General features: G+C 45.1%; 22 protein-coding genes. 4 read left to right on the top strand and 18 right to left on the bottom strand.

Translation table 11 applies throughout. From position 1 onward, the window contains the following. Positions 1–140: 140 nt before the first annotated feature. A complete protein-coding gene (locus QY97_RS19540; RefSeq protein ID WP_052728946.1) occupies positions 141–1367 on the bottom strand; it encodes a PAS domain-containing sensor histidine kinase in 1227 nt (408 codons plus the stop codon). Positions 1368–1764: 397 nt separating this feature from the next. Between QY97_RS19540 and QY97_RS08800 the strand changes: the two genes are divergently transcribed. Further along, on the top strand, positions 1765–2100 hold the full coding sequence (locus QY97_RS08800) for a hypothetical protein (protein WP_039237697.1): 336 nt from the start codon (positions 1765–1767) through the stop codon (positions 2098–2100). 35 nt (positions 2101–2135) lie between these two features. Then, the gene (locus QY97_RS08795) at positions 2136–2540 is read left to right on the top strand and encodes a thiol-disulfide oxidoreductase DCC family protein (protein ID WP_039237696.1); all 405 of its coding nucleotides are present in this window, start codon (positions 2136–2138) and stop codon (positions 2538–2540) included. A 64-nt stretch (positions 2541–2604) separates the two neighbouring features. Here QY97_RS08795 and QY97_RS08790 read toward each other — a convergent pair whose 3' ends face one another. The 6 genes from QY97_RS08790 to QY97_RS20250 all read right to left on the bottom strand — a co-directional run bounded on the left by QY97_RS08790 (position 2605) and on the right by QY97_RS20250 (position 7109). Beyond that, a complete protein-coding gene (locus QY97_RS08790; protein ID WP_039237695.1) occupies positions 2605–3894 on the bottom strand; it encodes a DUF3238 domain-containing protein in 1290 nt (429 codons plus the stop codon). A 210-nt stretch (positions 3895–4104) separates the two neighbouring features. After that, positions 4105–4311, bottom strand: coding sequence for a copper chaperone CopZ (gene copZ / locus QY97_RS08785; protein WP_039237702.1), 207 nt, complete (start codon positions 4309–4311; stop codon positions 4105–4107). Between the two features lie 86 nt (positions 4312–4397). Further along, entirely contained in the window at positions 4398–4703 is a 306-nt protein-coding gene (locus tag QY97_RS08780; protein ID WP_039237694.1) for a metal-sensing transcriptional repressor, read from the bottom strand. Between the two features lie 318 nt (positions 4704–5021). Further along, positions 5022–6131 (bottom strand): o-succinylbenzoate synthase, encoded by a 1110-nt coding sequence (menC, locus tag QY97_RS08775; RefSeq protein ID WP_039237693.1) that lies wholly within the window; start codon positions 6129–6131, stop codon positions 5022–5024. 15 nt (positions 6132–6146) lie between these two features. Further along, a complete protein-coding gene (locus tag QY97_RS08770; protein ID WP_039237692.1) occupies positions 6147–6842 on the bottom strand; it encodes a hypothetical protein in 696 nt (231 codons plus the stop codon). A gap of 129 nt (positions 6843–6971) precedes the next feature. Continuing rightward, complete coding sequence (locus QY97_RS20250) at positions 6972–7109, bottom strand: small, acid-soluble spore protein L (protein WP_099098547.1); 138 nt, start codon at positions 7107–7109, stop codon at positions 6972–6974. 150 nt (positions 7110–7259) lie between these two features. Here QY97_RS20250 and QY97_RS08765 point away from each other — a divergent pair, with 150 nt between their 5' ends. Continuing rightward, positions 7260–7529 (top strand): YtzC family protein, encoded by a 270-nt coding sequence (locus QY97_RS08765; protein WP_039237691.1) that lies wholly within the window; start codon positions 7260–7262, stop codon positions 7527–7529. 41 nt (positions 7530–7570) lie between these two features. On the opposite strand, the gene QY97_RS08760 is transcribed toward QY97_RS08765, so the two are convergent. From QY97_RS08760 to gltB, 8 genes are all read right to left on the bottom strand, one after another. Next, positions 7571–9217 carry an amidohydrolase gene (locus QY97_RS08760; protein WP_052728945.1) on the bottom strand — a complete coding sequence of 549 codons (1647 nt, stop codon included), beginning with the start codon at positions 9215–9217 and terminating at the stop codon, positions 7571–7573. 121 nt (positions 9218–9338) lie between these two features. Further along, the gene (locus QY97_RS08755) at positions 9339–10070 is read right to left on the bottom strand and encodes an exonuclease domain-containing protein (RefSeq protein ID WP_039237690.1); all 732 of its coding nucleotides are present in this window, start codon (positions 10068–10070) and stop codon (positions 9339–9341) included. Continuing rightward, a complete protein-coding gene (locus QY97_RS08750; protein WP_039237689.1) occupies positions 10060–11052 on the bottom strand; it encodes a DUF294 nucleotidyltransferase-like domain-containing protein in 993 nt (330 codons plus the stop codon). Before QY97_RS08750 ends, QY97_RS08755 begins: the two co-directional genes overlap by 11 nt. Before the next feature lie 33 nt (positions 11053–11085). Beyond that, positions 11086–12351: an ammonium transporter gene (locus QY97_RS08745; protein ID WP_039237688.1), complete on the bottom strand. Its 1266-nt coding sequence runs from the start codon at positions 12349–12351 to the stop codon at positions 11086–11088. Positions 12352–12449: 98 nt separating this feature from the next. After that, positions 12450–14300, bottom strand: a complete 1851-nt coding sequence (gene asnB, locus QY97_RS08740) for an asparagine synthase (glutamine-hydrolyzing) (RefSeq protein WP_039237687.1) — start codon at positions 14298–14300, stop codon at positions 12450–12452. 136 nt (positions 14301–14436) lie between these two features. Then, positions 14437–15771, bottom strand: a complete 1335-nt coding sequence (glnA, locus tag QY97_RS08735) for a type I glutamate--ammonia ligase (protein WP_039237686.1) — start codon at positions 15769–15771, stop codon at positions 14437–14439. A 33-nt stretch (positions 15772–15804) separates the two neighbouring features. After that, complete coding sequence (locus QY97_RS08730; RefSeq protein WP_039237685.1) at positions 15805–17289, bottom strand: glutamate synthase subunit beta; 1485 nt, start codon at positions 17287–17289, stop codon at positions 15805–15807. Positions 17290–17330: 41 nt separating this feature from the next. Beyond that, positions 17331–21839 (bottom strand): glutamate synthase large subunit, encoded by a 4509-nt coding sequence (gene gltB / locus QY97_RS08725; protein ID WP_039237684.1) that lies wholly within the window; start codon positions 21837–21839, stop codon positions 17331–17333. Positions 21840–22406: 567 nt separating this feature from the next. Here gltB and QY97_RS08720 point away from each other — a divergent pair. Continuing rightward, positions 22407–22757: a hypothetical protein gene (locus tag QY97_RS08720; RefSeq protein ID WP_039237683.1), complete on the top strand. Its 351-nt coding sequence runs from the start codon at positions 22407–22409 to the stop codon at positions 22755–22757. 84 nt (positions 22758–22841) lie between these two features. On the opposite strand, the gene QY97_RS08715 is transcribed toward QY97_RS08720, so the two are convergent. The 3 genes from QY97_RS08715 to QY97_RS08705 form a co-directional block, all read right to left on the bottom strand. Then, complete coding sequence (locus QY97_RS08715) at positions 22842–23207, bottom strand: YidH family protein (RefSeq protein WP_039237682.1); 366 nt, start codon at positions 23205–23207, stop codon at positions 22842–22844. Positions 23208–23288: 81 nt separating this feature from the next. After that, positions 23289–23696, bottom strand: coding sequence for a hypothetical protein (locus QY97_RS08710; RefSeq protein ID WP_039237681.1), 408 nt, complete (start codon positions 23694–23696; stop codon positions 23289–23291). 151 nt (positions 23697–23847) lie between these two features. After that, positions 23848–25605, bottom strand: a complete 1758-nt coding sequence (locus QY97_RS08705) for an alkaline phosphatase D family protein (protein WP_039237680.1) — start codon at positions 25603–25605, stop codon at positions 23848–23850. Between the last annotated feature and the right edge of the window lie 107 nt (positions 25606–25712).

Raw genomic sequence — 25712 nt, 5'->3', positions numbered from 1 at the left:
AGTACCTTGCGCTTCCTTAGTGGTTGGTCGATGTGTACCCCCACAGTGGACTCTCACCACCTAGATAGTTGCCATGCCTGGCACACAAGAAAAAAGCAGCTGCTGGGCTGCTTCTGCATCGCATCGCTAGGTGATGCTTTCTATTCAATCGCTTCCGGCAAAAGAATGGAAGCGGTTGTCCCTTTTCCTTCTTGGCTGGAGTAAGTAAGTATACCCTTATGATCTTCAATAATCTTGTAGCTGATCATAACCCCCAAACCTGTCCCCTTCTCCTTCGTTGAGCGGAAGGGCTCCGTTAGGCGTTCCAGTTGTTCCTTAGACATGCCGACGCCTTCATCCTGCACTTCTACAGCAATCAATCCGTCCTCCCGCCTCGATGTTCTAATATTGATGTTTCCGCCTTCGGGCATTGCTTCAATAGCATTCTTGATTAGATTCATAATCACCTGTTTAATTTGTTTTTCTTCACAGTAGACGAAGGCTTCCTTTTGCTCAAATGAGGTAGTAACCACCACATTATTCATCAAAGCTTCAGGATTCATAAATACTGTAATCGCTTGTAGAATGTCATTGATATTCTCTTTGACCAATTGGATCTCCTGCTTCGGTTTCGCCAGCACAAGGAATTCATTCATGATATATTCAATGCGCTCTAACTCGGATAGAATAATATCGCTGTACTTATTATTCGTTTCGGTCGCGAGCAGCTGCATAAATCCTTTTACCGATGTCAATGGATTTCTCAATTCATGGGCAATCCCAGCGGCCAGCTGTCCCATTACGCCAAGCGTATCCCACTTTTTCATCAGCTGATCCCGCTGCTTAATTTCTGTAATATCCTGCGTTACACTAATGTGCCGGGTTACTTTCCCTTGTCCATTCACAATCGGGCTGATTCTTGTCCTCAACCATTCTATTTGATGATGTTTCCCCTCTTTTAACCGAAACTCAAGTTCCTTAGGGGCAGCTTTTGGATTAAAGAATAGCTCTTTAAATGCCTCCCTGTCTTCTTCATGAATCTTCTCTAAAACAAAATGCGGATTATCATAGAAGGTTTCGGCTTTCATCTCCTTGCCGAAGACTTTATTGAAAGAAGGGCTAATATACAGAACTTCCTGCCTTGTCACATCAAAAAGAGTAATGATTTCTGATATGTTTTCAGTGATCTCTAAAAACAGGCGTTCTCTTTCGGCGATCATCTGATTTTGCTCCCCCACTAACTGCTTCAATTCTAACAGAGTAGTTAAAATTTCAATGGAAGATTCTGTGGAAATAGCGCTGTTGGAATGCTTGATTTCTTCAATTAAAGAGACAATCCAGTTCGTCGACCGCCCCTCTTCCGCGTTAGCTATATAATCTTGCGTCACCTCAAATTCCCCTCCCAGGCACCAGTGGCTGTTGAATACCTTTCTATCTATACTCTTCTATTTATCTATTTATTACTTTATCTATTTATTACTGCTTTAAAAAATGTATAAATTTCTCTTTCAGCGAGTCTTAACGCCTAGTATTTCATTCATATCTAGTCCACAATTATTAGTTTATCAAAAAATTTAGAAAAAATTAACTCCCTCCTTTATTTTCTTTTTTAGTAAAGCCTGCCAAATTTCTGGTATCTTATTGATTTAACTGTATTTATTATCTGAATTTTCCGCAATATAAGCTAACCTTTTATATATATATTTTTTTCATATACCAGCTTTTCTTTCGGGAAGAGGGTTATTCTGTGCCAAAAAAGGTAAAAGAAAAAAAGAGGTGATTCAATTGAACTGTACACAGAATCTAGATACATTCATAGAAGATGCCCAGGGTATAAGAGGAGAAAAGAAACTGCTCATATGCCAGCAAGAGAATCCCGCCTCTCCTGCTTCCCTGGGAGATGAAGATACGGGAGGGACAAGCACCGAATTAACTGTTCAAGCGCTCATTGAATCTCCTAAAGGTATAATTTGTTTCCAAAAGACATATACAAACAATCTTCATTATGAAGAAGAGGCTTTGCAGCTTGAACAGCTGAAGGAGAGTCTGCCAACACAGCAAGTACCTCCTCATGCCTTTGAAGAAAAGATGAGTAACCGCTCCTATCCTCTTAATCATTAAGAAGCAATCAACAAAGAAAGGAGATTTTCTACAACATGGTAAATACTCACAAGCATCCTGTCGTTCTATTCGATGGTGACTGTAATTTCTGCGATGCCAGCGTACAATTTATTCTTAATCGGGACCCGGAAGGCCTGTTTCACTTTGCTTCCCTGCAAAGCGAAGCCGGTGAGGAATTACAGGAAAAGCATCAAGTTCGTGATGACGTAGACAGTATGTTGTTAATTGAAGGAGACAAGGTTTATTATAAATCCACTGCAGCCCTGCGAATTGCGCGTCATCTAAAAGGTGCCTGGAAGCTGCTATATGCCTTCGTCCTTATTCCTCGTCCAATTCGCGAATTCGCATACGATTATCTCGCAAAGAACCGCTACAAGTGGTTCGGACAAAAACAAAGCTGCATGCTTCCTCCTCCTCATATTCGAGCGAGATTCCTGTAAGCTTTACCATCACACTTAATAAATAAAAAGCAAGACGGCAATACATTGTCGTCTTGCTTTTTATTTATTTGAAATTAGATACACGCCAAAACTGGTCAGCCATAGGTGCAGCCATCCATTCAAGACCCTTGCTTCTCGCTTGGTGAATGGGAATCCAATTGTCGCTGCCTTCTCTTTTTACATAAACTTCATGATGTGGTGATTGGTCATGAGTACCCGTCATATCATAGTGCCCCCTCTTATAAAAAGAAGCACACACCTCATAATCTACCGGCGGGGCTGTCACCATCAATGGATTGCCCACCGCATGGCTTAAACGGAAGGATACCTTTTCATCAGACCGGTCTGTTTCTTCCATCTGAATTCCATCGCTTGATGCTCTGCCTTCCTCTTTAAACTTCTTGCTCCAGCCATAGGCTTTCGTCGTACCAATATCGCTTGATAAATTAACATCTAAGCCGTCTTCTGCAAACCGGATCGTCACATCCGCTCTTGTTCGATAAGAGGCAGCTTCGGGATCAAAGCCCCTGTTGTCCCCCGCAAAATAACGATACTTAGAGAGAAAGTTAGGGTTTTTGAGCCACTTATTTGTAAGAAATGTCGTATATCGAAGCATCCAGCCGTTCTCTTTTGCTTTCTTCTCCTCCGGTCGTAAAAGCTTTTCAATAGGCGGGAATTGTTTAACAATCCGAAACTCTTCCATGGCCGCTTCCTTTTCCGAGGCACCCTTCTTGAAAAAGCCGAATACACCAGCTGCCGCAAACCTCTCCTCGCTATTGCTTCTTTCAGAAAGCATCAGCGGGCGCCTGGCTTTGATTAAATATGTGTACGTCTTATCGTGCCGGATAGAAGGATCGATGAGAAAGCAATCTGTTATACGAGCCACCTTCTTTCCGTTCCGATAAACGATATACTCCTCTACTCCTTCAATGGGCTCCCACTCCAGCATAATGAGCGAGTTTCCTGCGGCAGCTGTAATAACTAGATCCTGGAGAACATTTCGTTCATTCCTCTCTTCGGGTAAAGTCGAGGTTTGAACCTGGATAATATCGAGCATACGGCCTGATGCATCCGTCCGTTCAATGGTATATAAGTAGCTTGTCGCCGGGGTAAGTGACTGGTCGGTGATACGGGAATGTGCTCCTGAGTAGATTAGCTGATTATCTCTATATACGCGATAATTCCTATTTTTCTCGCTTAACAAGAAGGTAATTTCATCAGTTTTTTGCTCAATGGAGTCGACGATACTGCTTGTCATCTGTACCTCCTTTCTCTTTCCTTGCCTTTTCCGCATCATCCAAGCAGCTCCCGCGCCAACAGCTGTCAACGCAGCAGCAATAGTACGGTTATTCATAGAAGTCCCCCTCTTTCCATCTGCCTTCAAAATGGTGATTGTATGAAGAAAATTATCTCTATTGTTATACCCTAACCGGCCTCGTTTCCCACCTAAAAATGTAATTGTTTTACTTATATATTCGTCTATTTATTTTCTACTATTGCCCTCTCCTCTGATTGTGTACGCTGTTTCAATAAAAAAAGCGTACCGGCTGCCCGGCACGCTGTATTATTTTACATCGTATCCCTGTTCTTCAATTTCATCTGCAATCGCTTGAGGAGAAACTTCTTCGTCGTTATAAAATACCTCTACTTCACCTTTGTTTAAATCCACCGTAACTGATTCTACGCCGCTTAGGCTGCCGACATTGGATTCAATAGCATTCACACAATGCTGGCAGGACATACCTTCTACATTTAATGTTACTTTTTCCATCATATTCAGCCTCCTCTAATCCTTAGCTCCTTTTTATGTTACCATACCCCTGTAGGGTAAATCAACAAACAAGATTTTCTCGTCTTTTACGCTTTAGCGAACCGTTCAAATACTTGCATTAACTCTTTAATGGCTTCCTGCCCTTCCCCATTTTGTATGGCATCCGTTACGCAGTGGCTTGTATGCCGCTCGAGCATATGCAGGCTGACCTTCTTTAACGCTGCATTTACTGCAGAAATTTGTGTGAGTACGTCTATGCAGTAACGATCATCTTCAATCATGTTTTGAATACCTCTCACTTGACCTTCAATTCTCTTCAGACGGTTAATGAGCTGTTCTTTTTCTATATCATCTCTGTGAGTGGCTTTTACTACCTCTTCATGCGCCTCCATTTGCTTCCCCCTCATGTTCTATTATACCCGCAGAGGGTACCCTTATCTTCATTATAGCACATTTTCATCATATATATTCCATTAAAAACAACCATCGCATAGGATAGCTCAAACTGTAGAAAAACTTGTCTATCACCTGTTCTATTCTAAGATGAGGGCTGTTGATTTCCACTGCAGGCGCTTGACGGGGTCTCTTGTGCCTTCTATTTCAATCAACAGCATTTTATGAAGTTTAATGAGCTATATAACCCGTACATACAAAAGAGGCAGACGCTTTCAAACACCCCTTCCCTCTTCATGCGTACGGCGTTTCATTATTTACAGGTTATATGCTCTTTTCATCATTGTGAAGCTTTCCACCGCTTCCTCATCTATTTCATAACCAATACCAGGACGCTCCGGAACATCAATCATACCGCTTTCTACTGTAACCTCCGGCTTGATAATGTCTTTCACCCAATACCGGGAAGAGGCAGCGTTGTCTCCTGGCAGTGTAAATTGGCTAAGCGTAGATAGGGCAATGTTATGCGCCCGGCCTACACCTGCTTCAAGCATGCCCCCGCACCAAACAGGAATATGCTTTTCCCTGCATAAATCGTGAATACGCTTGGCCTCGGTAAGACCGCCAACACGTCCAATCTTTACATTAATGACTCGGCAGCTGCCAAGCTGAAGCGCTTTTCTCGCATCTTCATAGGACGTAATACTCTCATCTAAACAGACAGGTGTATCAAGTTCCTGTTGAATAATCGCATGGTCAATAATATCATCAGAGGCGAGAGGCTGTTCAATCATCATCAGCCCGTACTCGTCCAATCGCTTGAGCAGCGGAAGATCCTCCAGCCGGTAGGCAGAATTGGCATCTGCCATCAAAGGCAGAGACGGAAAAGCGCGGCGGATTTCCTTGAGGATTCCTTCATCCCAGCCCGGTTTGATTTTCACCTTTACTCGCTTATACCCTTCATCTACATGCTGCTTAATGACTGAAAGCAGTTCGTCGATCGTCGGCTGAACGCCGATGCTAATACCCGCTTCAACCGCTGTCCGCTCACCTCCCAGCGCTTTGTACAGCGGGATTCCCGCCCTTTTTGCATACAAGTCCCATATCGCTCCTTCGATGGCGGCTTTGGCCATTTTGTTTCTTTTCACAGAAGCAAAAAGCGGAACCAGTTCGTCTGGGTGATGAAGCTCCTTCCCTTTGAGCATAGGGATTAAAAAATCTTCTATTACGTGCCAGTTCGTTTTAAATGTCTCCTCCGTGTAGAAGGGCTCCGTGAAGGCAACAGACTCTCCCCAGCCTGATAAGCCGTCTTCATCCTGGGCTTCAATCAAAATAAAGTTTTTCGTCTGTACTGTCGCCGAGCTATTCGTAAACGCAAACTTCATCTCCATTTCCATATGCCTCAAAATGATTTGCCTAATCCTCATAGTGTGATTCTCCTCTTATTTACCGTAGTCTACAACCGGCACACCTTCCTGCTCATACATCCGAAAGCCGCGCCAGCCTTTCTCAAGAAGCGCCTGCTGGCCAGAAATATCTTCCATCTTCAGCGCCTGTACGTGTTCATATGCACGTGGCTGGTTTTCAGCTAATTTTTTCACGAAGATATACCGAAGCATACCATCATACTTATCTTTCAAAGCGGCTATTTCCATTCCCTGTGCAAATTTGTCCTTCAAGCTTGGCATATTGAACGGCGCCACTGTACAGCAAACATACTTATAAGCCTGGTCGATTTTCTTCAGTTCCTCCATAATGAGGAACGCTAGCTGCTTTTGCAGGCCGTTTCCTCGATAATCAGAATGCACATTTGATATTTCCTGATAGATGACGCTCGCCAGCTCTTCCCTCGTCAAGCCGATGTCCCAGCCCAAATGCTCTTCATCAATAGGCGGCACTAATAGCGCCCGGAAGGCAATAAAATCTGTATCGGTGAAAGCACCGACGAGTAATCCATTTCCTTCTAATATGTATCGGAATTCTTCTCTGCTTAACGGCTGCAACACGCTCTTGTCTTCAAGAGACCCTATCACCTTCTCCTGCAGGAACATCAGCTTATCTAGATCATTAAGCGTTAATCGGCGCACATAGAATGCTTGTCCGTTGCTTTGTAAGGTTCCTTCGTAAATCGCGTCCATCCCTTCTCCTCCTTTTGTCTGATTAGCTAAGAGACCCTTCTCTTTGTACATCGTACTGAACACACCTTAAAAATTCTACATTTTTCACAAAAAAAGCCCCCGTTAACTAAGCGGGGGCCTATTCATTATCTACCGTTTCGCGTTGCGATGTTTCGCAAGATCTTCCAGCTGTGTTTTCGGACTTGTGTCTCCTTTGCCGCCTCCTGCATAGCCTTGCGGATTCACACCGCTGAATGCTTTATTGCCGCGGTTTCTGTTTTTACTCATAAGACGCACCTCCTGCTTTCATTGTTTGTCAAAGTGAATGCCTTTAGTATAGAAAAACTTTGCAAAAGTGATAAGCATTCTCTCTGTTAATTCCTTTTCAAATGATCATACTAATAAAGACCACACAATGCCGGAAGGAGTGGACGAACAATGGCGACAAGGGAATCTGTGGATCATTGTCTAGAGCAATGCCAGCAAGCCATTGACTTTGCTGCGGCTCAATATGAGGAGTCAGCCCGGCAGGAACACAACAATGCCGGAGATTTTAACGAGGCGCAGCTTATGCTTGAGAACGCTTATAATGAGCTGGACAAGCTGCTTCTCAGTGCGAATGAGCAGCAGAGAGAAATGCTGCACCGCAAGAGGTTTCAAATTCAGCAGCTGCAAAATCAAATGATTTTAGGCATTCGATATCAATAACAGCTTTACCGGCCTGACAGGTGTGCAGGCCGGTGCTTCTTCTAATTAACTGATATCCTTTCTGGATGCCTGCTTCTTTCAAATACAATTTCTCCGTCAACCATAGTCATGGAGACACGAATGTCCTTCAGCCTTTCTGTGGATAATTCGAACGGGTTTTCATCAAGTATAATCAGGTCAGCATATTTCCCTGCGGAAAGTGTGCCAATGATCTCCTCGTCAAACCCGCTATATGCGGCTTCGGTAGTGTAAGCCTTTATGGCCTCTTCTACTGAAATGGCTTCCTTCATCCCTAGCTGCTGCCCCCCTACTGTTCGGCGGGTAACTGCTGCGTATATGCCAAAGAACGGATTCCCCGGGCAAACAGGCATGTCCGAATTGCCTGGAGCTTTAATGCCGTGTGCCTTAAAGGACGCGTGCGGAAATACCCGCTCCGCTCGTTCTTCCCCCAAGTTCTTCAAGTAGCTGTCTCCAATTGCATAAACAAAGCCAATGGAAGAAGCAGCCACCACATCCAGAGCCGCAATTCGCTCCAGCTGTTCCTCCGTCGGCAGAGCACAGTGCTCAATTCGGTGGCGCATCTGGCGGTTTTTCTCAGGAGAAGCAGCTTGTTCAATCGCCCTCAGCGCCTGCTCAATCGCCCGCTCACCGATACCGTGAATAGATACACGCAGGTTATTCTCAACCGCCCGCGCGATATGGCCCTTCACTTTTTCCTCCGACATATAAAGAATCCCCCGGTTCTCTCCATCGTTTTCAAAAGGCTCTGAGACGGCTGCCGTTTTTCCTCCGACACTGCCATCAAGCATATATTTCAGCCCCTGTATATTTAAATGGTCATTACCGAACCCGCTTTCCAAGCCAAGAGCCAGCACCTCTTCTTCTACGCCTGTCCAGCCCATTTGAGTGACTGCCCAGAGCCAGAGCCGGACCTTCATCCGGAACTCTCCTTCTTTTCGCAGCTGCTGATAGACGGTTAGCTCTTCTTTCGTTACAGCCATATCGTGAATGGTTGTGATCCCCCACTCGAAGAATTGCTGCTCCGCCTGCTTCATTGCTTCTTTGAATTGCTCAACAGTAAATGCCGGCACATCAAATTCCTTCATCGCATTTTCCTGAATAAGCCCGCTTAATTTGCCAGTTGCCGGATCCCGATGAAAATGCCCGCCCTCTGGGTCCGCTGGATTAGCGGTAAGTCCGCTTTTCTCGAATGCCTTCCAATTAACGACCGCATTATGAATACAAGTTCGCTTTAAAAATACAGGATGATCAGGAGCTGCCTCGCTTAACTCATCAATCGTTGGAAACCTCCGCTCTTTTAGTTTGCTGTCATCCCAGCCCGTTCCAATAATCCATTCCCCAGCTGGAAGCTCTGACGCTTTTCGCCTCACTGCTTCTAGAATATCTTCAATCGACGGGGTAACTTCCGTCCGCAAATCGAGCTGCTGCAGGTTGGCTGCATAGTGAAGAGGATGCGCATGACTTTCAATTAAGCCTGGCAGCACTGCTTTCCCTTTTCCATCTATGACTTCAGTAGCCGGTCCGATGTACGGCTCTGCTTCCTCATCAAAAGCTACAACCTTTCCGCCCGCAATCGCCAGCTGATATGCCTGGGGCCGTGACTCATCCATTGTATAAATCGTTGCATTCTTCAGAATTTTATCAGCATACATACTTGCTTCTCCCATTGTGAATATCCCCCTTTTATGCTGTATTTATTTAGTATACCAGATAAAGAAAACGTTTTCTTTTCTAAACTTTTGAATACAGAAGTGTCTCCACAAAAATATAGCGGGGGCATCACCCATATTAACGGCTTAACACAGCTAAGCGCTCATATATATCTTTCAATGTATAGCAGCCATCCTGATAAAGCTTGTTTATATATATACTCCACAGCTTAGCTGCCAAGCGCGCATCTCCCAGCGCATGATGGCGATTATTCACTTCTATTCCGCAATGCTGACAGTAATCCTCCAGCCGGATGAGCTGTTCGTTGGTATCCACGAGCTTAAAAACAAAGGAAGTATCAATCAGTCGGTGCTTTAATGAGGTCCTGAACAGCTTCCAGGTAGCCTGCTCGAGAAATCGCTTCTCGTGACTGGCATGGTGTGCCACTAAAACGTCGCCGCCCGCATATTGATAAAATTTCAGAAGCACCTCTCTAAGAGGCGGCGCCTCTCGCAAATCAGCCTCTTCAAGACCTGTTAACTGCTTGATCTTTGGAGAAAGGTCACCGCTAAATTGGACGAGCGAATAAAAAGTTTGTTCCTCTTTTACTAGCCAGCCCTCAAGCTTCACTGCTCCGACTGATAAAATTTGATCGCCCTGCTCCGGCGAAAATCCTGTCGTCTCAAAGTCAAAAACGACCACCTTTAATTTATCCAGCGGTACATATAAGCTATTTTTCTTTTCTTTTTCTAAGCTTCTTAAAAAGGCCTGCTGTTGGGAACGGTTTTGCCCGGCAATCGGAGCATAAACTGCCGAGCTGACCTTTCCATGCGTCTGCTTCATCCAGTGAATAAAGGAGTTAACATTCATAATGGACCGCCCTTTCAATGACCTCTTGGGTAAAGCGGTGAAGCTCTTTTCCACCCTTGATGATCTGCTTAAGCTCACTCTTTTCCTTTGCATTCATTTTATTGACATAGAGATAATGGGCGTCCTCATAACGGGCCGTTTCACTGTACATGAGCCGGTAATGCAGGAGTTTCTGAAAATTTTTCTTAGCTCTTTCTGCCTGCTGACTGTAGCACTCATACCGTCCTAGTTCCTCGAGACGTTCCAATGTGGCCGTTCGCTCAATATTCTCCTTCATGGCAAGAATGCGAGCTGCATTCACATATGGAAAGAAGGCCGTATGCTTAATATCCAGGCTGCCTGTGTAAGGGCCGGACCGCACTTTGATAAAGTGATTAAAAAGCCCCACTCCACTTTCTACATGAAGCATATTCTCCATCAACGCTTTAAGCAAGGAAGGATGTTCATGAAGGTACTCGCCCACAATCCTCTTGAGCCAGCGGACGGGTTCAGATGGTCCAATGACCTCTCTTGCATCAAACAAAATATGCAGATAGCGGAACGCCTCCCACGTTCCCGCCTCCAGCCATCTTTTCACCTGGACAGCCCACTCTGCTCGCGACCGGCACCATACAGGGTTATGGCTCATAACCTTCCCATCGCAATATGGATACCCTGCGGAATATAAGTTTTCAGAAAGCCTTTTTCCAAGCAGCAAAAAGTAGCGCTCCTCTGTCTCACCAGACTTTTCAAACATAATGCCGTGATCCTGGTCACTATGCACCGCTTGTTCCCAACGGCCAGCGCTGCCGACTACAAACCAGGTAAACGAACATGGCGGAGAACCGTATTCCTGCTTTACTTCTTTCAGTGTAAGAAAAAATATATTTTTCCGAATCGACTCATGAAAATGATTTAACTCATCAGTATGAAACTGATGAGTTAACAGATGCTGGTCATGCCAATGCTTAATTTCCTTAAATGAAGTAAAAGATTGCTCCACTTTTTCACTCCTCTTGTCGCTTAAGCTTGCTGATTATTTAGCAACTTTATGTTCTTTTAGCTCAAATGCTTCCGGGTAACCGTAGCTGCCGTGCTCACTCATATCTAAACCGATCAGCTCTTCTTCAGGTGTCACCCTTAATCCGCCTAATACCTTCTTCAGTACGTACAGTGCAGCGAAGGAAACAATGAAAGCATAAGCTCCTGATACTGCTACACCCATAGCTTGTACACCAAGCTGTGTCCAGCCGCCTCCGTAAAATAAACCAGGTAAACCGACAGTCGCTAATTCCGGAGTAGCGAAAAGCCCTGTCGATAAGGTCCCCCATACCCCTGCAAGACCGTGAACAGAAAGCGCAAAGATCGGGTCATCAATGTTCATTCTTTCAAAGAATCTCATGCTATAGAAGACGAGAACACCTGCAATTAGACCGATAATTACCGCCGCCCATGTATCTACGAATGCACAAGAAGCAGTGATAGCAACCAGCCCTGCAAGCGCACCATTTAACATGGTGGGAACGTCTGACTTTCCGAATACAACCCAGGAAACCAGCAAGGCACTAATAGCGCCTGCAGCGGCTGCTAAGTTTGTGTTTAATGCCACATATCCGAAGAAGGCTTCTTCTACTCCCAGCGTGCTTCCTGCATTAAACCCGAACCAGCCAATCCATAAAATAAACACACCTAGAGCCGTGTACACTTGATTATGACCGTGAAGCTGATTAGCCGTGCCGTCTTTGTTGAACTTGCCAATTCGCGGTTTTAATAAAATCGTTGCTGCTAGAGCGGCCATGGCACCTGTTAAGTGAACAACTGTTGAGCCGGCGAAATCTTGCTTTCCGTGTTCAGCTAACCAGCCGCCTCCCCAAATCCAATGGGCAACCACCGGATAAATAAGAGCAGTAAAAATAACAGAGAAAATAAGATAAACAGAAAGCTTAGCCCGTTCAGCAAACCCGCCAGTCGCAATTGTCAAAGCGATGCCGGCGAAAGCCAATTGGAACACGAAAAATGCAGCTGTTGAATAAGAGCTTCCTTCCAATTCTGTTCCCGAGTAAAAGAAGTCAGACAAGCCAACGAAGAAGTTCGCATTTTCCCCAAAAATAAACCCATAGCCGACGATCCAAAAGACGATAGAAGCTAGTCCAAAGGTAAACACGGTCTTTCCTGCGATATGGCCCGCATTCTTCATCCGGGTCGACCCCGCTTCCAGTAAAACAAAGCCGGCTTGCATAAAGATGACCAAAATGGCCCCCAGCATAATCCATGTACTATTTAAAAAATACAAATTATCCATTTCCACTCCTCCTTTATTAGCGGGCCAGCCCTTCGTTACAGTGAAGCGTTAGTGTAACGGGGGACTGACCCCCAGCACATTAAAGTACTAAAGCAATATTAATGGTCAATGATGTTGATGTTGTAGTGTTCAAGCCAAGTGTTGATTTGGACAAGGTGGGCGATGAGCTGCGGGCCGGTCATGAGCTGGCCGAACCATGGCTCTTTAAAGGATGCGCCGTTAGAGTCAATGATGTGTTGTACTTTTTCTTTTGAGAGTAAGTCAAGTAACGGGGATGTTTTGCTGTCTGCGATTTGGCTTAACATGTCTCTGACAAGCGCGGTATATTGCGGGTGGTACGTTTTTGGATAAGGGCTTTTCTTTCGATAAAGGACTTCATGTGGCAGCACTCCCTCTAAGGCACGCCGCAGGATCCCCTTTTCCCGTCCATTCAGCATTTTCATTTCCCATGGTATATTCCAGGCATATTCTACAATTCTATGATCAGCAAAGGGAACGCGTACCTCCAAGCTTGCCCCCATGCTCATACGGTCTTTCCGCTCAAGGAGCGTCGCCATAAACCAGGTCATGTTTAAATAGAACATTTCCCGCCGGCGCGCTTCTAGTGGAGCCTCTCCCTCCAGCTGGGGCGTTTCTTTTACCGTTTCTTCATATTTCTCCCGGGCATAGCCCTCGAGATCAAGCTTTTTCTTCCAATGCGGAAGCAGTAAGTCCTCCCTCGCCTTTTGTGATCTCATCCATGGAAATCCATTGCCTTTAAGCAGCTCTTCTTTGTAGAACCATGGATAGCCGCCAAAAATTTCATCTGCACACTCACCGGACAAAGCAACCGTAAAATCCTCCTTAATCGTTTCACAAAACCAAAGCAGAGAGGAATCGACATCTGCCATTCCCGGCAAATCTCTCATGAGCACGGCGTCTTTTAAATAATCAGCCAGCACATCATTTTGAATGATTGCTGAATGGTGAACAGAGCCTATATGACTTCCTACCTTTTGAATCCACGGTCCATCCTGATCAGGCTGAAATGTGCTTTTTTGAAAGTATCGGCTATTATGAGCATAATCAATAGAGTATGTGTGAAGGGAGCCGCGTCCTTCCTGCTTAAAATAGCTGGAGGCTATCGCACTAATGGCGCTTGAATCGACTCCTCCTGATAAAAATGTGCATACCGGCATATCAGCTACCAATTGACGCTCAATAGCATCCTTCACAAGAAACCTGACCTGCTCTACTGTCTCGTCTAATGACTGGTCATGTTTCTCGCTTTCAACATTCCAATACCTCCATAGCTTCAAGCCGCCTCGCTGATAGGTAAGGGCGTGGGCGGGCCGGAGCTCTTTAATCCCCCGGAATACCCCGCATCCCGGAGTACGGGATGGTCCTAGCCCGAATATCTCCCGCAGCCCTTCTGCTGTCACCTCTGCCTTTATATGAGGATGAGCCAGCAAAGCTTTCATTTCTGATCCAAATAGAAGACTTCCATTTTTCTCGGTGTAAAATAAAGGCTTTACCCCCAAGCGGTCTCTTGCCATGAAAAGTTTTTCCTCTTTATGATCCCAAACAGCGAAAGCAAAGATGCCGTTTAAATAGTCCACACACTGTTCCTTCCATTCCATATAAGCAGTCAGCAATACTTCCGTGTCGGAGTGTGATTGAAAAGAGTACCCTCTTTTCAAAAGCTCTTTTCGAATATCTTCTGTATTATAAAGCTCCCCATTGTAAACCATCGTGTACGTATGCTGGTTAACTGTTTTTTCCATCGGTTGGCTTCCGCCAGCAGGATCGACGACAACCAGCCGGGTATGGCCTAATACAGCTCGGCTGCTGTTCCACACATTTGTCGCATCAGGCCCTCGTCTTTCCAGCGTGCCAGCCATCTTCCTCACAGTGAATGCATGTTCTCTCAAGTCCTGGTGCCAATCAATCCATCCGGTGATTCCACACATTCGTTATCCCACTCTCCCATGGTGATTTTGGAATTGCCTAAGAACTCCCCTTTGTTCATTTGTATGTGAATGAATGGGCAACTGTCCCACTCATTCACATAATTATATGGCATGGCTGGAATGAGTCTTTATCAAATTAATATTGTGAAAGATACTGTTCACGTTCCCACGGATGAACTTGCGTACGGAACAGATCCCATTCGATGGTTTTGGCTTCTACAAAGTGTTCGCACAAGTGCTCGCCCAGCGCAGCTGTCATGACTTCATTTTCCTGGAAGCTTTCAATTGCCTCTGCCAAAGTAGCCGGAAGATCAACGATATTGTTCTCTACACGCTCTTTCTTAGACATGTCATAAATGTTTTGATCGATGGCTTCAGGCGGAGTTAATTTGTTTTTAATACCGTCTAAGCCGGCTGCCAGCAGAACAGAAAGTGCTAAATATGGATTTGCAGAAGGATCAACGCTTCGAACTTCAACACGGGTGCTTAATCCGCGGGAAGCCGGAATTCGGATCAGCGGGCTCCGGTTGCTTGCAGACCAGGCAACATAGCAAGGTGCTTCATATCCCGGCACGAGACGCTTGTAGGAATTGACTGTCGGGTTCGTCACTGCTGTGAAGCTGTGAGCATGCTTGAGGATCCCTGCAATAAATTGGCGTGCCGTTTCACTCATTTCAAGCTCACCGTTCGGATCATAGAAAGCATTTTGCCCATCCTTAAATAATGACAAGTTACAGTGCATCCCCGATCCATTGACACCAAACAATGGCTTTGGCATGAATGTCGCGTGCAATCCGTGCTTTCTAGCAATGGTTTTGACAACCAGCTTGAACGTTTGAATATCGTCACACGAACGAATGGCATCCGCATACTTAAAATCAATTTCATGCTGGCCCGGAGCAACCTCATGGTGGGAAGCTTCAATTTCAAAGCCCATCTCCTCCAGTTCAAGCACGATATCCCGGCGGCAGTTCTCGCCAAGATCTGTTGGCGCTAGGTCAAAGTAGCCGCCGTTGTCGTTCAATTCCAATGTCGGAGCGCCCTTTTCATCCAGCTTGAAAAGGAAGAATTCCGGCTCTGGTCCGAGGTTAAAATCTGTAAAGCCGAGCGCTTTCATCTCCTCTAAGATGCGTTTCAGGTTGTTGCGGGGATCTCCCTCAAACGGTGAGCCATCAGGATGATGAATATCGCAGATGAAGCGAGCCACCTTTCCTTTCTCTGCTGTCCAAGGAAAAATAACAAATGTATCTAAGTCCGGATATAGATACATATCAGATTCTTCAATGCGGACGAAGCCTTCAATAGAGGAGCCGTCAAACATCATTTTATTATCTAGTGCTTTCTCTAGCTGAGATACTGGGATTTCTACGTTTTTAATCGTTCCTAGAATATCTGTAAATTGCAAGCGGATAAATTTCACGTTTTCCTTTTCTACCATCTGGAAGATCTGTTCTTTTGTAAACTTTGCCATTTTCATTCTCCCCTTCATCTTTCTATAAATTATTTATGCAGACACAGTCTGCTTTGTTAAATAATGATTGCATTCTTGAGCGGCTCCCCGGCCTTCTTGAATAGCCCAGACGATTAAACTTTGTCCTCTGCGCACATCGCCAGCAGCGAATACGCCGTCTATCGTCGTTGTATAACGGTTTTCAGGCGTATGTATACAACTGCGCCCATCTTGTTCAACATCAAACGCTTGAATCACCTCTTCCTCTGGGCCACTAAATCCAATGGCGACTAGTACGAGCTGAGCTGGCCAAATTTTCTCGGTTCCCGGGATTTCGCGGGTAACAAGCTGGCCATTTTCATTTTTCACTTTTTCTACCTGCACGGTATGAAGCTCTTTCACATTGCCAGCATCGTCCTTGACGAATTTCTTCGTTAAGATAGAATACTCACGCGGGTCTCTCCCGAAGCGAGCAGCCGCTTCCGAATAGGCATAATCAAGCGTAAAGGTATGCGGATATTCAGGCCATGGATTCCCCGCTGCCCGCTCCGCCGGAAGCTGTGGATGCTTGCCGAATTGAACGACGCTTTTACACTTTTGCCTCAGGGCTGTAGCTACACAATCAGCCCCCGTATCCCCTCCGCCGATTACAATGACATCCTTGCCTTCTGCAGAGATGTACTGACCGTCCTCAAGGTTTGAATCCAATAAGCTTTTCGTATTCTTCGTTAAGTAATCCATCGCGAAATGAATACCAGCTGATCTTCTTCCCTCAATCGTCAAGTCGCGGTGCTTCTGAGCGCCGGTACAAAGAATGACAGCGTCGTATTTCTCACGCAGCTCCTTAGCGCTGATATCTTTTCCAATTTCAGTGTTTGTGACAAATTGGACCCCCTCTTGTTCTAAGAGCTTTACCCGGCGCTCAACAATTTCCTTATCAAGCTTCATGTTAGGTATGCCGTACATGAGAAGGCCGCCAATACGGTCCGACCGTTCATAGACAGTGACGGAGTGGCCCGCTTTATTTAATTCATCGGCACTGGCAAGACCTGCAGGACCAGAGCCAACTACGGCTACTTTCTTCCCTGTCCGGACGGATGGAGGACTTGGAACGATCCATCCCTCATCGAACCCCTTATCAATAATCGCACGCTCAATACTTTTGATCGCTACTGCAGGGTCGTTAATAGCGACTGTACAGGACCCTTCGCATGGAGCCGGGCAAACCCGCCCTGTAAATTCAGGGAAGTTATTGGTTTGCAAGAGCCGGTCGAGCGCCTCTCTCCATCGGCCCTTGTAGGCTAAATCATTCCACTCCGGAATCAGGTTGTATAAAGGGCAGCCAATCGTTTCATGTCCGAGCTGTATCCCCGTGTGGCAGAAAGGAGTGCCGCAGTCCATGCAGCGCGCTCCTTGTGTTTGAAGCTTGTGCTCCGGCATTGGCTGCTGATATTCACTCCAGTCATTCAAACGTTCAATGGGGCTTCTTTCAGCTGATGTTTCCCGTTCATATTCAATAAAACCTGTTACCTTTCCCATAACGCAGCTCCTTTCATTTTTGTTCCTCGCTCGCTTCTATTCTAGGAAACAGCATGAATATCTTTCTCGCCTTCTGCTTCCATCATTCTCTTGTACTCTTTCGGAATCACTTTCACCCAGTTTGTTAAATGATCTTCCCAGTTGTTAAGAAGGAATAAAGCACGCTCACTTTCCGTATAACGATAATGATTAGAGAGAAGCCGTTTTAGCTCTTCTATCTCTGCTTCGGATGTAAGAGGATCGAGATTCACGTGCTCTTGATTGTACGTTTGATAAAAGGATCCTGGCTCCTCCGCGTATACATAGGCGATCCCACCTGTCATCCCAGCAGCAAAGTTTTTGCCGACTTCCCCAAGGACAACAACTTTTCCGCCTGTCATGTATTCACAGCCATGACCTCCAATTCCTTCAACTACTGCATTCACCCCACTATTTCTAACAGCAAACCGCTCACCAGCCAGTCCATGGATGTATGCCTCTCCTGCTGTCGCTCCATAGAGAGCTACATTTCCAATAATGACACTTTCTGCAGGGACAATAGCTGAGTTAATTGATGGCTTTACAATGATTTTTCCGCCTGACAGTCCCTTTCCGACATAGTCATTCGCTTCCCCTTCGAGTGTCATCGTTACTCCCTTCGGAACAAAAGCACCGAAGCTTTGTCCGGCAGATCCAGTAAAGTTTAATTGGATCGTGTCATTAGGCAGCCCCTCCTGGCCAAAGCACTGTGAAATTTTGCTGCCCAGCATCGTAACGGCAGTTCGCTGAATATTTTGAATAGAGAAATCGGCCGTCACTGGCTTCCTTTTCTCCAAAGCCGGCTTGCATGCTTCTAAAATCTCCTTATAGTCAAGCGACCTTTCTAAACCATGATCCTGCTGACGCTGATTATACATTCCTCCTTGCGCCGGTGAATTAGGCACATACAGGAAGGAAGATAAATCCATTTCTTTTGCCTTCCAATGTCCCTGCACCTTTTCATCTACCGTTAAAGCATCTGTACGTCCAATCATTTCATTGACCGTGCGAAATCCTAGTTGCGCCATGATTTCACGGACATCTTGTGCGATAAACCTCATGAAGTTTTCGACATGTTCGGGCTGGCCAATAAATTTCTTGCGCAATTCCGGATCCTGGGTGGCAATTCCCACTGGACATGTGTTCAAGTGACAGGCCCGAACAAGCACACATCCCAGCACAACAAGCGGAGCAGTAGCAAAGCCATATTCTTCTGCACCTAATAATGCGGCGATAGCTACGTCGCGTCCGGTCATCATTTTTCCGTCTGTCTCGAGAACAATCCGGTCGCGGAGACCATTAAGCATTAATGTTTGGTGTGTTTCTGCTAAGCCAATTTCCCATGGCATGCCAGCGTGTTTAATACTTGTTCTTGGTGCAGCTCCGGTACCGCCTTCTGATCCACTGATTAAGATGACATCCGCTAATCCTTTAGCAACCCCGGCAGCAATCGTGCCAACACCAGCCTTCGAGACAAGCTTCACACTAATACGCGCTTGCGGGTTTGCGTTTTTTAAGTCATGAATGAGCTGGGCAAGATCTTCTATCGAATAAATGTCATGGTGCGGAGGAGGCGAGATTAATTCGACTCCCGGTGTAGAACCCCGCACCTCAGCAATCCACGGATATACTTTATTGCCGGGCAGCTGTCCGCCTTCTCCAGGCTTTGCTCCTTGCGCCATTTTAATTTGAATTTCATCAGCATTGACTAGATAGTGGCTGGATACTCCAAATCGTCCTGACGCAACTTGCTTAATCGCACTGCGGCGCAAGTCTCCATTTTCATCTGGTGTATAGCGGCTAGGGTGCTCACCGCCTTCTCCGCTATTGCTTTTTCCGCCAATGCGGTTCATAGCGATAGCCAGAATTTCATGCGCTTCCTGGCTTAACGAGCCGTACGACATGGCTCCTGTTTTGAATCGGCGGCAAATGGACTCAATTGATTCCACTTCCTCAATTGGAATGGACGTGCGGTCTTTGAACTTAAATAGTCCACGAAGGAAAATCAGCTGCTCCTCATTTGCCATGGAAGCATACTTTTTATAGAGTTCATAATTATTTTCCCGGCAAGCCCGCTGGAGCAAGTGAATAGTACCAGGCCGAAAAGCATGGGCTTCACCATCATGGCGCCATTGGAAGTCACTTCCTGCCTCTAACGCCCCAACAGTTGTTTCAGAGAAAGCTGCTTCGTGCCGCAATAGTGTTTCCTTAGCGATTGTCTCTAGCTTAATTCCGCCTAAACGGGCAGCGGTTCCTGTAAAATACCTAGAGATTACTGATTCATCGATTCCCACAGCCTCGAAAATTTGTGCTCCTCTATAACTTTGTATAGTAGAAATCCCCATTTTCGATAATACCTTCACCATGCCGTTTGTTGCTGCCTTAATATAGTTGCTAACCGCTTGATCTGTATCTATTTGTTCCAATTCACCCTTCTCAGCCATCTCCTTAATAGCTGCGAAGGCAATATATGGATTGACCACGTCTGCTCCGTATCCAACAAGCATACATAACTGATGGACATCTCTTGCTTCACCAGTTTCTACTATCATACTTACCTTTGTTCTCGTTCCTTGTCGCACAAGGTGATGGTGTAAGCCGCTTACAGCTAGTAAAGCTGGCATGGCCGCTAGGTGACTATTGAGCTGTTTATCAGACAGAATAACCAAAGAAATACCTTCTTCAATCGCGTGATCAACGGATTGAAATAACGCTTGCAAAGCTGACTCTAGAGCCGCTTCACCGTATTCCGCTTCAAATAGCATGTCAAATGTTCTTGTTTGGAAAGATGGATGATTGTTGTAACGAAGCTTTGTTAAAACCTTATCCGAGCAAACCGGTGTATCTAGCCGAATACGTTCACAGTTCTTCCCGGATAGTTCAAGCAAGTTCCCTTCAGCTCCAAGCATTGTAGTCGTTGAAGTAACGAACTCCTCCCGAATCGCATCAATCGGCGGGTTAGTAACCTGAGCAAATAATTGCCTGAAATAATTGTAGAGAAGCTGGGGCTTTTCTGATAATACAGCTAGCGGTGTATCGTTCCCCATTGAACCCGCTGGCTCTTTTCCTTCTCTTGCCATTGGTGCTAAATACTTGGCGCGTTCTTCATTTGTGTAGCCGAAGGCTTTTTGCACCTTTAATAATGAGAACTCTTTGTTCCCACCCTTCGCTTCCGCTACGGGCAATTCATTAATATGAGTGCTGTGTTCGTTTAACCATTGACGATATGGACGCTGCTTGGAAACCTGTTCCTTCACTTCTTTGTCCGGAATGATTCTCCCCTCTATCAAATCAACTAGGAGCAGACTGCCTGGGCTTAGCCTTCCTTTTTTAATGATTTGTTCTGACGGAATATCCAGTGCCCCTGCTTCCGAGGAAAAGATAATTGTATCGTCTGCCGTTATACAGTAACGCGCCGGACGAAGTCCATTACGATCAAGCGTGGCTCCTATTTGACGACCATCCGTGAAAGCAAAGGCAGCTGGTCCGTCCCATGGCTCCATTAAATGGCTGTGATAAGAGTAAAAGGCTTTTAACAAGCCGTTCATTTCTTCATCTTTTTCCCACGGCTGCGGCACCATCATCATGGCGGTCTCAGCTAAAGAACGTCCGGCTAAAGTGAAAAACTCCAGGCAATTATCAAACGAAGATGAATCACTTCCGCTTTCATCTATAATTGGCAATACTTTTTCCATACGGGGACCGAACACAGAAGATGTCATGACCTGCTCTCTTGCTTTCATCCAATTGATATTTCCCTGTACCGTATTAATTTCCCCGTTGTGAATCAAATAACGGTTTGGATGGGCTCGTTCCCAACTAGGGAATGTATTCGTACTAAATCGGGAATGAACAAGTGCAAAGGCTGATTGAAAAGCCGGATCCTGCAGGTCCAAATAGAATTGATCAAGTTGCTGAGTAGTCAGCATGCCTTTATACACGATGGTCCGTGTGGATAAGCTGGCAAAATAACAGGTAATGAGTTGTCTTTTAAGCGCTTCACTTTCTGCCCGCTTGCGAATAACATACAAAATCCGTTCAAATGCTTGTTCAGACATACTTTTATCTGATTTTTCAATAAATACTTGACGGATAAATGGCTGGCTCTCCTTTGCTGCTTGGCCGATCTGTGAGGCATCCACTGGTACATCACGCCAACCAAGAAGCGTTTGTTCTTCCTCCTGCACAATGGCTTCGAATGTTCGTTCGAACCATTTACGTTCTTCTTTGTCTTGCGGCAGGAACAGCATGCCAACTCCGTAGTTTCCTGTCTCTGGTATATTTAAGTCATTGCATGTTTGCTGAAAAAAATAATGTGGAACTTGCACCATAATGCCTGCTCCATCGCCTGTCTGAGGATCACTTCCCTGGCCGCCGCGGTGCTCAAGCCGGCAGAGCATGGAGATACCCTGTTTAACAATCTCTCGGGAAATATTTCCTTTTATATTGGCAATGAACCCAATTCCACATGCATCATGTTCATAAGCCGGATCGTATAGTCCTTGTTTTGTTGGAGTTGTTATTGGTTTCATTTCCCTCACCCTTTCTGTTTCGTGACCAACCGTTTTCATTTGGTGATTCGTTGATGTGATGGTTGATTCGCTTTTCTTGACTTAATTGTATGGCGGGACAACCAATCTGAACAATATATAATTTTTATAAAAACGATCTATTTTTGATATATAAAAATATATAACGATTCTTTTGAATCTTCTTTCAGCATTAAAAAACGCTTTCATTGTTGATTTAATCCACTTCTTGCGTTTTGTACTTATTTAACTAAAAATCAATAATATTCCAGTTAACACCGCTTTATTTTTTTATAATTTTTAAAATTTCATTTTGTTATGTACTTCATGTAAGTAAATACATGGGGAAATTCTATACTTGTATAAATTCTTCAGACTTGCTTTTCTTTCGGTAAAGGATGATTTGATTATAAATAAAGAAGAAGGGGTTCCGCCAGGCATGCGTCAGGTTATCTTCCATCATTTATTTATGAGAGATGAAGGTACAAATTTAACGGTTAAATACCGTTTATTTTTATGGATAACTGACTGAATAACGGGAATATATAGAGAAAGGAGGCGATATGGAGGATGAATATTAATAGAATTGTTCAAAAGGCTAAACAAACACTCAATCAGGCATCTCAGATGATGAAGGACAAGAAAGAGGACGTAAATTCGCGACCGAAGAAACCATCTGCTGTTTCGGTCTCTGACTTGGCTGAGTTCATTACTAATCACCCGGAAGCGAACATAGAAAGAAGAAATTGGCTAGGGGCTGAGTATACGTTTTATAACCTGAAATATGATGGTGCCTTTTATTATCTAGAAAAGAAGGACAACCATATTTTACAGCTTGATGTTACGAAAGGAGCGGCACAGATTCTCTCCTACCGTTCTTACAGAGATCAGCCTTCCACTCCAATTACTAGCTTTTCTTGACAACGTTCACGTATAAATGATCTAAAAAAATACAGGCGCGATACGCTTATCGGGCCTGTACTTTCGCTGGTAAAAACGGCAGCCTTACAAGATGAGCAAAAAATAAAAAGCCAGCAGTATAACAAGCAAACTGACAGCAGAAGTAACGAGAAGGATCATCCCGCCAGATGAACGGAAGGAAGACTCATTAATGGCTTTTCTTTTTTGAAAATAGCTAAGCATACCTGTCAGCAGTACTCCTAACCCTACGATCAGCGATGTTACCATCATCCAAACGGAAAGCCGGTCCGTCACTTCACTTACTAAAGGGCCATAATTTAAATGCAAGGTTACGGCCAAAAAACCAATACCTATAATGGCAATCCCCGTTCGGAGCCAGGCAAGGAAGGTTCGTTCATTCGCTAAATGCTGCTGGATGTACTTCGATTCATCATACTTTGGTTGATCCATTTTCTTTACTCCACCCCTGCCTTTTCCTCTCGACATGATATAGCCGCTATCTTTCCTAATATGCGCGATATTCGTTCTTCTTTATTCCTCTGCACTCCCCTTCTTCGCTTTCTCCAAATAATTCTTTAGCGTTTGGACAGTGAGTCGAATGCTGTTCCGCTCCAAGTTATTTTGAATATAGGACAGCTTATCCCTTTCTACTGCATAGGAGTGTATGTCCAGTATATTTTCAATCAGCATGACCCCTTTATTCGTAAGCATAGGTTTGGTGATTTTTTCTGCCCCTTGCTCTACATAGGAATCCGGAAGCGCCTCTAAGCCATTGACTAAGCCTTCTTCTTTCAACTCTTCCAAAGTCTCTGTATATGTTTCTCCCAGCTCTTCTGATAAGGCATGATGCAGTTCAGCCATTGTATTGGGGTCGTTGTCCACATAATAATGAATATAATATGTCAATACAATTTGTTCTCTAAGGTTCATTTCTTCCATACAAACTCCTCCTTTTTAGCCCTCTCTCCTTTCTTATTCACTATTTTTGCCTTCCTGAAACTAAAGAAAGCACCCTTTAGGTGCCTTCTTTACCGGTTCTTGCTCCATCTCACTTGCTGCTGTGAGCTATCTAAAAGCGTAACCGCCTTTTTTAATTCTTTACCTTCCCTCTCTTTTTTCTCATTTGTCTTTCATGCGCACGTTTGTGGGCCTTATGACGATCCTCTTCGATCTCAGTTGACTTTTGGATGCCTTCTGGCACGGTGTTAACAGAAATCTCTCTCAAACCTTTCCCGTCTCTTTCATATACGAAAGAAGCACGAGTGGTTATATCCGCTCCTTTGCTAGAAACAAATGGAACAACCCGATAATCTGCTCTCCACTGATCAGGGGTTACCCGGCAGCGAACATAGCCTCGGTAGTTATTAAAGAATTCAATGTGCGGATTCTCCGCCAATACCTTCTCTGTATCGGCACGAACATCGGAGCCATCGCCCCCAGACGTGATAGATGTGCCGACAAATTCAGCTCCAAGTGTTTTAGATTCCGGATTGCTGTAGTCCTCTTTTATGTTAGCAGCCCAGCTGGCATGAACATCTCCTGTCAATACAATCATGTTATCCATATCTTTATCGGTTGCGAAATCTGTAATGCGCTGACGAGCGGCCGGATAGCCATCCCAAGAGTCCATACTGTACACTGGAGACGCCGCTGTTCCAAAGTTACGCTCTGTAAAGAAGACCTGCTGGGCCAGCACATTCCATTTAGATGTTGACTTCTCCATATGATCCAGCAGCCATTTCTCCTGCTCTTCTCCAAGCAATGTGCGTGACGGGTCAAGAGATTCCGGCGAATGCGGTTTGCTGCCGTCATCATTGGCTTGATCATCACGATATTGTCGAGAATCCAGCACAAAGAAAGAAGCAAGATCTCCGTATTTGAAGTCACGGTACAGCTGCATGCTCGAATCATGCGGCAAGGAAGATTTCCGCAGCGGCATATGCTCATAATAAGCTTGATAAGCAGCGGCACGGCGCTTAATGAATGCTTCCACCGATTGACCCTTCTCCGGGATGACGTTCGCATAATTATTCTCTACCTCATGGTCGTCCCATGTAACGATCCATGGGAAAGCTGCATGTGCTTCCTTTAAGTGTTCATCCGAACGATACTGTGCATGACGGTTTCTGTAGTCTGTCAGTGTAATAATTTCCTCACCTTTATGCTGACGCACATTCCCCGTGGATGCTACATATTCATCTGCCCCATACTCATATATGTAGTCTCCTAAGTGGAAAACTAAATCCAGTTCTTCTTTAGCCATGTGCTGGTATGCTGTATAGTAACCATGCTCATATTGCTGACAGGAAGCAAAAGCAAACGTTAAGCTTTCTACGCTAGCTCCTTTCGCTGGCAGTGTCTTCGTCTTTCCAATCGGACTTAATTCATTCCCTACCTTGAAACGGTAGTAATATACTGTGTTTGGCTTCAGTCCAAATACCTCCGCATGCACCGAGTGCGCTAGGCTTGGGTGAGCATGCTCGACCCCTCGCTTGACGATTTTACGAAAATGCTCATCTAATGCCATTTCCCACTTCACAGGCACAACACCATGCGAAGGCATGCCGCCTCCATTTAATGGATCTGGCGCTAATCTCGTCCACAATACGACGCTGTCAGAAAGCGGATCACCCGAAGCAACTCCAAGTGTAAACGGATAATCCTTAAATTGAGGTGCAGCTTCTACGGTGAATCCGCCCATTGATTGAGCAATTGCAACAGCGAGCGAGGCTCCTGCTACCTTGCTTGCTCCCGATAAGAAGCTCCGACGGTCGATGTCTTTCTGTAGGCTTTCCTCATTAAACCTCTTAATTAATTCATCCAGCATGTTCTCTTTCTCGTTACTCATACCCCTTCACCTCTTTAAAAGATTTGTGCAAGGTTGAGTATAGGGGATGTTTTTTAAGTTCATATAAATATTTGTAAATAACCCCCACCTTTCCCATCTATTCCTTA

Source organism: Bacillus thermotolerans, assembly GCF_000812025.2.
GTDB classification, from domain to species: Bacteria; Bacillota; Bacilli; order Bacillales; family Domibacillaceae; genus Quasibacillus; species Quasibacillus thermotolerans.
Note: the sequence above shows the minus strand (reverse complement) of the source record. Positions and strands in the feature narration are given on the sequence as shown.